Source organism: Bacillus sp. UNC322MFChir4.1, from assembly GCF_000746135.1.
Taxonomy (GTDB): domain Bacteria; phylum Bacillota; class Bacilli; order Bacillales; family Bacillaceae_G; genus Bacillus_A.
Genome location: NZ_KN050812.1, coordinates 85,688 through 97,314 on the forward strand (window position 1 = coordinate 85,688; position 11,627 = coordinate 97,314).

An 11,627-nucleotide genomic window follows, 5' to 3' on the forward strand; every position below is an offset into this window, starting at 1 on the left:
AATGCTTTCCTGCCTTTTTTTACTTATTCACCACAACAAATCCCGCAGCTTATAACTGCGGGATTTCTTATGGTCTTCGTTTATATGTCCATTGTCTATTTTGATTTGTAACTCCTGGAAATTTATCTCCAGCAGAGAGCTTTACCATTTTTGGATCTTTAACCATGCTTCCTGTTTCACCAATTTCAACATAGATACCATCATTAGGTGCTTTTTGACCAGCTCGGAATCGATGACTTTGTCCCATATTCATTCTCCTTCCATTCCGTCATTACATCTTTAGTATGTCCCATTTTACAAAACCTTTACTGTTATGTTTAGGAAACCATGCTCATATAATGAAATTACACATTTTAGCAGGAGATACATTAGTATATGTAGAAACAAAAAAAAACTGGCCATAAAGACCAGCATCAAAGGAGAGTCAAACAACTTATACGAGAAGATTACATTCTCATTATAAACATGATTATCACTACATTGTAACCCCTTTCACAATTTGTACAAATGGAAAGGAACAATATTCGAACTTTCAGAAAAAAACTTGACTTTTCTCATTACCAATGACAAATAGTAGACAGCGCAATCATAGAGGAATTAAGATGAATATACACAAAAACTTTTTATAAAAGGTGTGAGACGCATGAAAAAACAACATTTAATTGCATTAGATTTAGATGGTACTTTACTTACAGATCAAAAAATCATTTCAGCTCGTACAAAGCAGACCATTGCCAAAGCAAAAGAACAAGGTCACATCGTTGTGATCTCAACGGGCCGTCCATATCGTGCGAGTCACGCATATTATAAAGAACTTGGCTTAAATACACCGATTGTAAATTTTAACGGTGCATACGTCCATCATCCACTTGATATGAACTGGGGAACACATCACTCGCCACTTGAACTTGCTACCGCGCAGGAAATCGTTCGTACGTGTATGGAATTTGGAGTAGAAAATATTTACGCAGAAGTAATTGATGATGTGTATATGAAACAACTTGATGAAGACAAAAGACATATTTTTGAGTTCGGATCACCAAAAATTTTCACAGGTGATTTACTCAATATTTTACAAGATCATCCAACGTGTTTATTAATTGATGCACATGAGTCAAAGTCAAATTCTATTCGTCAACATTTAACGGATATACATGCAGAAGTAATCGATCACCGCAAATGGGGAGCTCCTTGGCCGATTATTGAAATTGTGAAAAGCGGGTTAAATAAAGCAATTGGCTTACAAAGAATTTCAAGTCACTACAATATCCCAAAAGAACGTATCATCGCGTTCGGTGATGAAGATAACGACTTTGAAATGATTGAATTTGCCGGACATGGAATTGCCATGGGGAACGCCATTCCAGAATTAAAATCATTAGCAAATCACATAACATTATCAAACGAAGAAGACGGCATTGCTCTTTATTTAGAGGAGGCACTTGGATTGTAAGGTGAAAATTCCCTGCTTATAGTATCGCGCCAAGCGCACATACTATAGGAGACACAGCAAATGTGTCCATGCTTTTCTGCTAAAAGGGGGCATTACGAATGGGTAAAAAGAACAAATCAAAACGTTTCGTACAACAAGGATCAGATTCTGTTATGAAACACGACGCAAGATTCCCATACCGTGGTACATTAGCTGAAGCAGAAAAAGAACGAAATAACTCTTCACTCGGAGGGTTCTAATGGGTAATTTACTATTCCAACAAGCACGAGATGCCGTCTCACAAGCTGTATCTTGTTCTAATGACAGCGAGCAGCAAGCACTTGTTAGTCAAGCAAAAAATGCATTGCTGTCTGCTTATACAAACTCTTCTACTGCTGAAAAAGTACAATTGCGCGAAATGCAAGAGGAATTGCAAAACATTTCCACAACCGACGAGCTGTGACTAAAGGAACAAACAAAAAGAGGACCAAACGCGGTCCTCTTTTCTTAATCTTTCCGGAACTGTCCAAACACCCCAACCGTTTCGAGAACGTTTGTGAATGCACCTGGATCTACTTTTTTTACTATTCTTTCTAATTCATATAACTCATAACGAGTAATAACGATCATTAACATCTCTTTATTTTCCTTCGTAAACGCACCTGTTGCTGGAATTGTAGTAATCCCTCGAACTAATCGTTCATGAATTGCCTTGCTTACCTCGGCTCCATTTTTCGTTACAATAAATGCCGTAATTTTCACATGACGCGTATGTATGGCATCAATAATGCGCGAAGATACATATAAAGTCACTAACGTATAAAGTGCCTTTTCCCAGCCATATAAATAACCGGCTGCGATAATAATAATCGCGTTAAATAAGAAGAAATATGTTCCAACCGGCTTATCTTTCACTCTAGATAAAATCATCGCAATGATATCTAAACCACCTGTTGAAGCTCCAAATTTTAAAGCCAGCCCTACACCTACCGCAGAAATTAACCCTCCAAAAATGGCATTTAAAATAATATCATGAGATACCGCTTTTACTGGCACTATTTCTAAAAATATCGTCATAAACACGACACTTAAAAAACTAAAGAATGTAAATGACTTCCCTACTTTTTTCCAAGCTAAAATAACAACCGGAATATTAAACAAGCTAAAAAGAACTCCCGTTGAAATATGTATTGATAGAAAATCTCCTAACACTTGCGAAAGCAATTGCGACAATCCTGCAAAACCGCTAGCGTACACTTTCGCTGGTGTTAAAAATAAGTTCATTCCAATCGCATTTAACAAACCGGCAATGATAACAACGACTAATTTTTTTGTAAGCTCAGCATAGTTCAGTTTTAAGTCCATATCTCCCAGCCCACCTTTATATAAATTCCATCGTATACATTATACATAGTCTTAACGAAAACGGAAATGATAAACGTACAACCTGTTATGAAGGGAGTTGAACCATATGCCTCATACAAGTGACAACGACAAAAAAGCGCGTGATAACAACGCAAAGCGTACGCAAAAAAATGAAGAAGAACAAAAAAATATAGCGCAAGGAAAACGCGCTTACTCCAAAAAGACGGATCATCTATAAAGACCATTTTTCACTTATACTCTAAACTCGAATCCTCTATTTCATAAGAACAAGCCCTCTTTGTACATCAACATTTTTGTTGATGTACTTTTTCTTTCGACAAAAGTCATCTCAAATTCACATCATGTTCACTTCCTTTTTCTACAATAGAGATAACAATTTTCGGATGAGGTGTGTACATGAAACGAAGACAATTATTCATTGCAGCAGCGACGCTCGGCACATTAATGTTAGCCGCCTGCGATCCAAAAGAAGGTTCCGATCCCATCGCTACTTCTGCTACGAGCACGATAACAAAAAGCGAATTTGATAAGGCGTTAAAAGAGCGCTTCGGAAAAGATATGCTCTACGAAATGATGGCACAAGATATTATGATTAAAAAATATAAAGTGTCTGATGATGATGTTGATAAGGAATTTAAAAAAGTAAAAGACCAAGCCGGCGATAATTTTAAAATGTTCCTTGAAAGTAATCGAATGAAAAACGAAGACGATTTAAAAAAACAAATTCGTTCTAGCTTAGCCATCGACAAAGCGATCAAGCAAACGATAACTGAAAAAGACATAAAAGCCAGGTATAAACCAGAAATTAAAGCTAGCCAAATTTTAGTAAACGACGAACAAACAGCTAACGATATAAAAAGACAACTAAATGGCGGTGCATCATTTGAAGAATTAGCAAAAAAATATTCAGAAGATACGGCTTCAAAAGAAAATGGTGGAGATTTAGGTTACTTCGGCCCTGGGAAAATGGTACCTGAATTTGAAACTGCTGCTTATAAATTACATGTCGGCGAAATAAGTGAACCTGTCAAATCAGCAAAAGGCTACCATATTATTAAATTAACAGACAAAAAAGACTTAAAACCATACGACGACGTAAAAGATTCCATTCGCAAAACACTTGAAGCCGAACGTATACAAGATAATACGTGGCGTCAAAAAGTATTATTAGACGAACTAAAGAAAGAAAATATTAAAGTAAAAGACGATGACTTAAAAGATACCTTCACTCGTTTAGGGCAATCATAAAAAAGGACCTTCCTTTGCAATTTATCGGCGCTTTTTCCGATATATCGAGCACTTTTTCGAATATATCAGCGCTTTTTAAAATATATCGGCGCTTCGACACAAAATAAAGACACTTCGACGATATTCGACATAAAATAATCGATTCACCGAGCTGAATCATACCGAAAAATGAAAGGAGCTAGCCAAAAGTTTCGCTTTTGGCCAGCTCCTTTTTATATTACTTTTTAAAATACGTCCAACCTTCTTCTTGATAAACCTTTTCTTCTTTCATCAGTTTACCAAGAGCACGCTTGAAAGCTGCTTTACTCATCTGAAAACGCTCCTGAATATCTTCTGGATGGCTCTTATCCCAAAATGGCATTGCGCCGCCGCGGCTTTCCATATACTCATAAACAACCGCTGCATCATCTTCCATTCCTTCTTCTTTACGAGGAAGAAGAGAAATATTAATTGTTCCATCTTCTTTCACATCAATAATACGGCCTGTTACACGTTCTCCAATACGCACTTGCTCTTTGCGCTCAGAACAGTGCAAGAATGCACGGAAATGTTCATCTGTTAAAACAAACGATCCTACTTGTAACGAACGGTACACACGACCATTTACATTTTTATTGCGCATAGATGGCGTCGCTTCTACGACAATTTCTTGCATATCCGCATCTCTTGCTGGAAGACCAATTAAACGGCCGCGATTTGTTAATTTTAATGTACAATATAACTCATCGCCTTCTTCTGGCCATACTGGTGTATAAATTGGAAATTCATCAGCCGGGATTAATATATCTTTCGAAACACCGATATCAACAAACACACCTAAACGAGGCTTCACTTCCACAACTTTTACCCAATTCCAGTCTTCCGTTGTAATAAGCGGTGTTTTCATCGTCGCGGCTAAACGTTCTTGATGATCATGATATAAAAACACATCAATCATGTCGCCTTCTTCAATCTCTCCAGCGACTTCATTTTTATGTAAAAACACTTCATCTTCTTCATAACCGACCATGTATCCAATTTCTGTTTCACGTAAAACAGTTACTTCTTCAATCGCTCCTGGTTGTAACTTCATGTTATTAATTCCCTTCTATATAATTTATCTTATTCTAACGGGTGATATTTTCATTGTTTCTCACTGTAAAAACATCCGCACCGATAATAGCTTTCGTTCATTTTTTATCATTCCAAACAAAGTTTCATTATACACGTTTTTTCCTTTATTTGTCCAACTCGCTAAAATTCTCTATAATAAAGTGAGACTTTAATCATTGAGGTGGTCTTCTTCAATGATTATTAGTCGAACCAATCGGGCCTTTATGGGCTGTTTATCCCGCCTTTCCAACGAATGTATTTTCCGCTATACTTTAAGCGGGATATTACAGCCCGTTAAGGCGGGGTAGAAGTGGAATTTAATTTGGAGGTGCTTATTATGGCAAAAGATAGTTCTTTTGATATCGTTTCAAAAGTAGAGTTTCCAGAAGTAACAAACGCGATTAACATCGCATTAAAAGAAATTCAAAATCGTTATGACTTTAAAGGAAGCAAAAGTGATATTAAATTAGAAAAAGAGGAAATCGTTTTAACTTCTGATGATGAGTATAAACTTGATCAAGTAAAAGACGTTTTGATTTCAAAATTAATTAAGCGTGAAGTTCCAATCAAAAACTTAGATTACGGCAAAGTTGAAAGCGCATCTGGCGGTACAGTGCGTCAACGCGCAAAATTACAACAAGGCATTGATAAAGAAAATGCGAAAAAAATTAATAACATTATTAAAGAATTAAAATTAAAAGTAAAAACACAAGTACAAGATGACCAAGTTCGTGTAACAGGAAAAAGCCGTGATGACCTACAAGCAGTTATCGCAGCTGTACGCGGAGCTGATTTAACAATCGACGTACAATTTCTTAACTACCGATAGTCGTACATAAAGTGAAACTTTAATCAGCAGGGCGTTCTTCCCCCACTGATTATCAGCCCTCACCAATCGGGCGCATGTCAGCAGTTTCTCTCCCACCTTATTTCTTAAGAAAAGCGGAAGCGGCCGGAGATTCTAGCCGCTAGAGCTGGACAATGCTTTCGCTGAATTTTGAGGTGGGAGTATTACTGCCCATGAATAGCGGGATAAAAAGAAGCTGGCCAAAATTTATTTTTTTGGTCAGCTTCTTCTCTATTTCAATACGATTCAGTTCCTTTTCGTTTCTTTACCAATACAAGAAAGATGATAAATAACACATTCACGCCTACTAAAGCAGCAATAAACGACCAGTTCCACCCTGATTTCCCTGCAAGTGCATATACATTGGCAGTTTCTCTTTTCAGCACAATGTAGTATTTTCCGTTCTCTTCTCGCACCCGATCATCTTCTAACAATCCGCGCAGCTCATGGTCTTTCCCAAATTCATTTGCAGCAAGTTCCACCTTTTTTGATTCTGTCCTGTTATTAATCGCGATAAGCGTTGTCTCATCTTTATACGTGCGCTTCATTACACTCATACCATCTTGATCATATAATAGTTCAAATGTTCCGTAACGAAGAGATGGTAATGTTTTGCGAAGGTCTCCTAATTTCTCTATATACTGCAAAAACTTATCATCCACTTTAAAATCCATTAAACGACGATTATCAGGTACTTTCCCTCCATCTAACGCAATTTCAGTGCCATAGTATACAAACGGAATGCCCGGTGATGTATATAAATAGGCAAGTGCTAATTTCAAACGAGCCGGCGGAAAATGTTTATTTTCTTTTGCCGTTCTAACAAAACGCTCCGTTTGGCTATTATCTACAAACGTTCCTTCCAAACTAGCACCGCCGCTTTTTGTCACATCATACAATGGCTTTATAGAAAGATTCGGCTTTGTAAACACGTCTGTAATGCGCTGCTGATAAGCTTGATTAAATACGCCTTTTCCTCCTTGTATTTGCGTGTCCGTTATTATAAAAAAGTCTTGTTTTATACTCTGCACAGCTGCAATCACTTCACTCAAAAATGCCTTCGTAATATTTTCGTTATGTATGAAATGATAACCATCTACATCCGTTTCCTTAATCCACTGTTTCGCACATTTAATAGTACCCGTTTCATCTTTATGATCCATTACAAATTCAAACATGACTTTCATATCTCGTTTGTGCGCTTCTTGGACGAGCTGCTGCATGTCCTTCATCACACCAAAATGTTCATTCATTTTTGTTATATCAGTTGGATGATACCCATCATAACTACTACTCGCAGTTGGCGGCGACAACAAAACGGCAGTAAAGCCCATCTCTTTTATATAATCAAGTCGCTTTATAATCCCCTGGATATCTCCTCCTTGATATGCTTCTAAATTACTCGTATCAACCTCTTTGTCATTTCTAGAATCACCATTATTAAAACGATCAATCATAATAGAATACACAATTTCATCTTCCCACAGCCTCGTTTCCTTCGCCGACACATGAATGGGTAATTGAAATACAAACAAAAGACATATGAAACATAGAAAATATTTCCCTAACTCCCTCTTCACATCGCTTCCCCCAAGTTTTCTAATTATAAGAAAAGTATAACAATTTATATTCCTCTCGTATACTAACGCATTTCGATTATATAGAAATATCAAATGTAATAAGGGATTACAATTCACCAAGGTAGGTTTTGTTTGAACAAAAAGAAAGAAACAGAGAATTAGCTCTCTGTTTCTTTCTTTTTACGTTCTATGTCATTCTTAATTTCTTTCAGTAGTTCAATTATTTGTTTTTCATTGCTTGATTTATCTTTTACATATTGCAGCAAGCGAAGTATTAGTAGTATTACTAAGAAATACAAAGCGAATTCCGTTAACGTATAGATTATATCTAAGAATAATGAATGAGTGAGGAAAAACCACCTAAATGGCTTTACCACTAAAAAACTTAAAAGCAACGCCAACCACACATAATTTTTATTCATATTTCGGCACCTCTCTTTTCATATATTTCGAAAAATAAGGTAAGAGTTTTCAAAGTTTATCCCGCTATTCGTGGGCAGTAATACTCCCACCTCAAAATTCAGCGAAAGCAAAGTCTAGCTCTAGCGGCTAGAATCTCCGGCCGTTTCGCCCCCTCGGACGAGGCAAAAAACGCCTCTCTGTCAGGGGCGTGGGCGTCCTGCGATTCTGAGCGAGCCGCTTCCGCTTTTCTTAAGAAGTTAGGTGGGAGATAAACTGCCCGTAAAAGCCCGATTGGTGAGGGCTGATAATCAGTGGGGGATGAAGAAAACCCCCACTGATTAAAGTTTCACTTTATAAATAGTTGCGATGCCTACCTTATGAATATTTTATCATATTTTTCCAATTCATTATTACTCTTTAATATTTATCCCATATTCCTTAAACCAAACATGAATTTGCCCTAAATGCGCCAACAGTTGCGGGCCTGTCATAAGCTGCCCAAACCACGGCGTTTGAAATGCACTGCCGCCTGTTTCAATTAATCCATGCAACTGGTCGTAATCAAATAATTCATGGAGAATGGACTGTTTATCCGTTAATAGCTCTTGTAGCCATGAAGTGACAGCCTTCGTGTAGTATGGATTATGGGTTTTCGGGTATGGACTTTTCTTTCTATATAAGACATCATTTGGCAAGACACCTTCTAACGCCTTGCGCAATAGACCTTTTTCGCGGTTTTTATACATTTTCATTTCCCAAGGAATATTCCACGCATATTCGACAAGGCGATGATCAGCAAACGGCACACGCACTTCTAAGCTAGCGCCCATACTCATTCGGTCTTTTCGGTCAAGCAGTGTTGTCATAAACCAAATCATATTTAAATAAAATAGTTGCCTTCTTTTTGTATCCAGTATGCTTTCCCCTTCTAACAACGGGGTTTCACGCACCGATTCTTCATAGCGATACTGAACATACTCTTGCAAATTTAGTTTTTTACGCCAGTCTGTTTTTAACAATTGTTCACGAGCCTCTGTTGATCGCATCCACGGAAACGCACTAGATTGTAAATCATCTTCGCGGTAAAACCACGGATAACCACCAAAAATTTCATCAGCGCATTCCCCTGATAAACTTACGACAAAATCTTGTTTAATTTCTCGGCAAAACCATAGTAAGGAAGAATCGATATCTGCCATCCCTGGCAAGTCACGAACAATGACCGCTTCAGTTAAATATTTTGCTAAATGTTCGTTAGAAATCACGCAGCGATGATGGATCGTATCAAATGTATCTGTCATTAACGTAATATACGGAGCATCTGAATTCGGCTGAAACGCATTGGATTTAAAATATTTTTCGTTATCTTCATAATCAATCGAATACGTATGAAGCTTCCCTTTCCCTTCTCGTTCATACGCCATCGCTGCAAATGCGGTAATCGCGCTGGAATCGACGCCGCCCGATAAAAATGTACAGAGCGGAACATCTGATACTAACTGCCTTGTAATGGCATCTTGCAATAAAAACCGCACTTGTTCTACCGTTTCTTCAAAATTATGTGTGTGCTCTTCGCTCACAACATTCCAGTAGCGCCAAATTTTTAAACCATCTTTCGAAAATGTAAGTGCATGACCTGGGCGTAATTCATCAATTCCAGCAAATATACCATGCCCCGGAGTTCGAGACGGACCTAATCCAAATACTTCTGCTAATCCCTCTGTCGTAATCTCCGCCTTCACATCAGGATGAGCTAAAATCGCTTTTAATTCTGAACCAAATAATAATCGCCCAAAATCATGTTTATAAAATAGCGGCTTTACCCCTAATCGGTCACGCGCAATAAAGACTTTTTCTTCCTGTTCATCCCATACAGCAAATGCATAAATACCATTTAAATGATTGACGCACTGTTCTTTCCATTCCACATAAGAAGCGAGCAACACTTCTGTATCAGAATGTCCCTTAAATGTATAACCTCTTTGCAGCAATTCTTTCCGAATATCTTCTGTATTATATAGTTCGCCGTTATAACAAATGGCGTATCGTTCTTCTTTTTTCTCCCGCATCATCGGTTGTCTACCGCCTTCTGGGTCGACAACTATTAACCGTTTATGGCCAAAAGCAACATGATTTTGAAGCCAAACGTTCGTGTCATCCGGGCCTCTTTTTGCGAGCGTTTCTGCCATCTTCGTTACTGCTTCTTTTTCTTGCAATAACACTTTTGTATAATCAACCCACCCTGTAATACCGCACATTGCGATCACCCTTTCTCATCTCATATCTGCAGTCTGTTTTTCCCCCGCTATTTGTGGGCAATAAGACCCCCACTTAAAGATTAAAAGAGAAACGAAGAAGATAAGCGGAGATCAACTGCTCGTAAAAGCCCGATAACTATCAGTGGTAGATAAAGCCCACCATTGACGGAAGTTTCACCTTATTCTATGCCCAATTTTAATTGTATGTGCATTAGTTATAAAGAAAGACCGAAATGTCTATAACAAGAACAGAAACTTCTATTAAAAAAGGAGCGAACACGAATGAAACAGCGTAAACATATTTTGTATAGTCAACCGCGTGCTCATACAGTTGGAAATGTTGAATATATAAACGAAGAATGGGTATTTTTTGACGAAGAAAGCGATGAAGCTTCTTTATTAGAAGATATGATTGAAGATGGATTTGAGATTTTATATAACAATAATTGGTTACCCGCTCGTTTTTATGAACATAACATTTTGCAAGTAGCAAATGAACATCATCCGCTGCAAAACGGTGAGACAATTCGCATTCGAAAAAAGTTACTGACAAGCTATCATGAATGGATCGAAGAGCTTTCAGATTCATCCTTTTCACTTGTCATGGAGGCATTACAATCACTGGGCTACTCTCTTTACGATTGCATCTATGCTCACAACTTTTTATCTTTCCAGCCTAGAGAACATTCATGCGAAGGCGTTAACATTCTCTTATTTGATAATGAAGAAATGATTTGTGCCCTCCATCACCATTATGTCCGTTACACAACAAATAATAAGGATTTATTTAAATTTACAAACACGGATGGGAATGAGTTACATTTACAAAATTAACATAATAATAAAAATGAGGATGTTACCAAAGGGATAACATCCTCATTTTTTCTATTAAGCAAATGGCGAAAACCCTATCGGTAATCGTAAACCAAGATATAATACTACTACAAACGCAATAACAAATTGAGTCCAAAACGCCCCTGTTGCTTTCTGTTTACTTGCTTTCACAAGAACCATTTCCATTGAAGCAATTACCCAGATGCCAACAAGCATTTTAATTCCATATAACATCGGCATCCAGTTCACGTTTTTGTAAACTAATAACCCTGATGCAATAATTAAGATGTACAGCAAGCGAACTACCATGTGCAGGCCTTTTGCCTGTTTTCCACTCGTATACATCGAATATGCCACGAAAAACAAAATAACCCCAAGCGCCCATGCCGTAATGTGCATATGTACCATATCAATCTCCTCCTCTTTTTTACAAACTTTTTCACTTTACATGATACCACGTTCATTTCTTTTGAGGAAATATTTAGCTTTTTCCTTACTTAAATGATATAATATTTAGAGTATTTACAAACTTCTTGTAAAAACAAAAG

At 37.5% G+C, this 11,627-nt stretch carries 14 protein-coding genes; 7 read left to right on the forward strand and 7 right to left on the reverse strand.

The window, feature by feature from the left end:
• Positions 1 to 67: 67 nt before the first annotated feature.
• Positions 68 to 247 carry a YjzC family protein gene (locus tag BR72_RS22340; RefSeq protein WP_035437288.1) on the reverse strand — a complete coding sequence of 60 codons (180 nt, stop codon included), beginning with the start codon at positions 245 to 247 and terminating at the stop codon, positions 68 to 70.
• A 396-nt stretch (positions 248 to 643) separates the two neighbouring features.
• Between BR72_RS22340 and BR72_RS22345 the strand changes: the two genes are divergently transcribed.
• The 3 genes from BR72_RS22345 (at position 644) to BR72_RS22355 (ending at position 1,895) form a co-directional block, all read left to right on the forward strand.
• Entirely contained in the window at positions 644 to 1,453 is an 810-nt protein-coding gene (locus BR72_RS22345; RefSeq protein ID WP_035437290.1) for a Cof-type HAD-IIB family hydrolase, read from the forward strand.
• 98 nt (positions 1,454 to 1,551) lie between these two features.
• A complete protein-coding gene (locus tag BR72_RS22350; protein WP_035437292.1) occupies positions 1,552 to 1,692 on the forward strand; it encodes a hypothetical protein in 141 nt (46 codons plus the stop codon).
• Entirely contained in the window at positions 1,692 to 1,895 is a 204-nt protein-coding gene (locus BR72_RS22355; RefSeq protein ID WP_035437294.1) for a DUF3813 domain-containing protein, read from the forward strand. The genes BR72_RS22350 and BR72_RS22355 overlap by 1 nt, the downstream gene beginning before the upstream one ends.
• Positions 1,896 to 1,939: 44 nt before the next feature.
• Here the strand turns inward: BR72_RS22355 and BR72_RS22360 are convergent, their stop codons facing one another.
• Positions 1,940 to 2,797 (reverse strand): YitT family protein, encoded by an 858-nt coding sequence (locus BR72_RS22360; RefSeq protein WP_035437295.1) that lies wholly within the window; start codon positions 2,795 to 2,797, stop codon positions 1,940 to 1,942.
• Between the two features lie 106 nt (positions 2,798 to 2,903).
• Between BR72_RS22360 and BR72_RS26015 the strand changes: the two genes are divergently transcribed.
• Together BR72_RS26015 and prsA are read left to right on the forward strand one after the other, a co-directional pair.
• Positions 2,904 to 3,035 carry a DUF3941 domain-containing protein gene (locus BR72_RS26015; protein ID WP_081904971.1) on the forward strand — a complete coding sequence of 44 codons (132 nt, stop codon included), beginning with the start codon at positions 2,904 to 2,906 and terminating at the stop codon, positions 3,033 to 3,035.
• 179 nt (positions 3,036 to 3,214) lie between these two features.
• On the forward strand, positions 3,215 to 4,066 hold the full coding sequence (prsA, locus tag BR72_RS22365; RefSeq protein ID WP_035437297.1) for a peptidylprolyl isomerase PrsA: 852 nt from the start codon (positions 3,215 to 3,217) through the stop codon (positions 4,064 to 4,066).
• Positions 4,067 to 4,283: 217 nt separating this feature from the next.
• Here the strand turns inward: prsA and BR72_RS22370 are convergent, their stop codons facing one another.
• On the reverse strand, positions 4,284 to 5,138 hold the full coding sequence (locus tag BR72_RS22370; RefSeq protein WP_035437300.1) for a CvfB family protein: 855 nt from the start codon (positions 5,136 to 5,138) through the stop codon (positions 4,284 to 4,286).
• 357 nt (positions 5,139 to 5,495) lie between these two features.
• Here BR72_RS22370 and BR72_RS22375 point away from each other — a divergent pair, with 357 nt between their 5' ends.
• A complete protein-coding gene (locus BR72_RS22375; protein ID WP_035437303.1) occupies positions 5,496 to 5,987 on the forward strand; it encodes a YajQ family cyclic di-GMP-binding protein in 492 nt (163 codons plus the stop codon).
• A 254-nt stretch (positions 5,988 to 6,241) separates the two neighbouring features.
• On the opposite strand, the gene BR72_RS22380 is transcribed toward BR72_RS22375, so the two are convergent.
• From BR72_RS22380 to asnB, 3 genes are all read right to left on the reverse strand, one after another.
• Positions 6,242 to 7,585: an alpha-amylase family glycosyl hydrolase gene (locus BR72_RS22380; RefSeq protein ID WP_051957395.1), complete on the reverse strand. Its 1,344-nt coding sequence runs from the start codon at positions 7,583 to 7,585 to the stop codon at positions 6,242 to 6,244.
• A gap of 158 nt (positions 7,586 to 7,743) precedes the next feature.
• Complete coding sequence (locus BR72_RS22385) at positions 7,744 to 8,007, reverse strand: hypothetical protein (protein WP_035437305.1); 264 nt, start codon at positions 8,005 to 8,007, stop codon at positions 7,744 to 7,746.
• A 390-nt stretch (positions 8,008 to 8,397) separates the two neighbouring features.
• The gene (gene asnB / locus BR72_RS22390; protein ID WP_035437307.1) at positions 8,398 to 10,245 is read right to left on the reverse strand and encodes an asparagine synthase (glutamine-hydrolyzing); all 1,848 of its coding nucleotides are present in this window, start codon (positions 10,243 to 10,245) and stop codon (positions 8,398 to 8,400) included.
• A 282-nt stretch (positions 10,246 to 10,527) separates the two neighbouring features.
• Here asnB and BR72_RS22395 point away from each other — a divergent pair, with 282 nt between their 5' ends.
• Positions 10,528 to 11,079 carry a DUF2777 domain-containing protein gene (locus BR72_RS22395; RefSeq protein ID WP_035437310.1) on the forward strand — a complete coding sequence of 184 codons (552 nt, stop codon included), beginning with the start codon at positions 10,528 to 10,530 and terminating at the stop codon, positions 11,077 to 11,079.
• Positions 11,080 to 11,133: 54 nt separating this feature from the next.
• On the opposite strand, the gene BR72_RS22400 is transcribed toward BR72_RS22395, so the two are convergent.
• Entirely contained in the window at positions 11,134 to 11,487 is a 354-nt protein-coding gene (locus BR72_RS22400) for a YisL family protein (RefSeq protein WP_035437312.1), read from the reverse strand.
• Between the last annotated feature and the right edge of the window lie 140 nt (positions 11,488 to 11,627).

Coding starts and splice junctions, on each gene's coding strand:
- BR72_RS22340 (WP_035437288.1), bottom strand. CDS start 247: ATGGGACAAAGTCATCGATTCCGAGCTGGTCAAAAAGCACCTAATGAT.
- BR72_RS22345 (WP_035437290.1), top strand. CDS start 644: ATGAAAAAACAACATTTAATTGCATTAGATTTAGATGGTACTTTACTT.
- BR72_RS22350 (WP_035437292.1), top strand. CDS start 1,552: ATGGGTAAAAAGAACAAATCAAAACGTTTCGTACAACAAGGATCAGAT.
- BR72_RS22355 (WP_035437294.1), top strand. CDS start 1,692: ATGGGTAATTTACTATTCCAACAAGCACGAGATGCCGTCTCACAAGCT.
- BR72_RS22360 (WP_035437295.1), bottom strand. CDS start 2,797: ATGGACTTAAAACTGAACTATGCTGAGCTTACAAAAAAATTAGTCGTT.
- BR72_RS26015 (WP_081904971.1), top strand. CDS start 2,904: ATGCCTCATACAAGTGACAACGACAAAAAAGCGCGTGATAACAACGCA.
- prsA (WP_035437297.1), top strand. CDS start 3,215: ATGAAACGAAGACAATTATTCATTGCAGCAGCGACGCTCGGCACATTA.
- BR72_RS22370 (WP_035437300.1), bottom strand. CDS start 5,138: ATGAAGTTACAACCAGGAGCGATTGAAGAAGTAACTGTTTTACGTGAA.
- BR72_RS22375 (WP_035437303.1), top strand. CDS start 5,496: ATGGCAAAAGATAGTTCTTTTGATATCGTTTCAAAAGTAGAGTTTCCA.
- BR72_RS22385 (WP_035437305.1), bottom strand. CDS start 8,007: ATGAATAAAAATTATGTGTGGTTGGCGTTGCTTTTAAGTTTTTTAGTG.
- asnB (WP_035437307.1), bottom strand. CDS start 10,245: ATGTGCGGTATTACAGGGTGGGTTGATTATACAAAAGTGTTATTGCAA.
- BR72_RS22395 (WP_035437310.1), top strand. CDS start 10,528: ATGAAACAGCGTAAACATATTTTGTATAGTCAACCGCGTGCTCATACA.
- BR72_RS22400 (WP_035437312.1), bottom strand. CDS start 11,487: ATGGTACATATGCACATTACGGCATGGGCGCTTGGGGTTATTTTGTTT.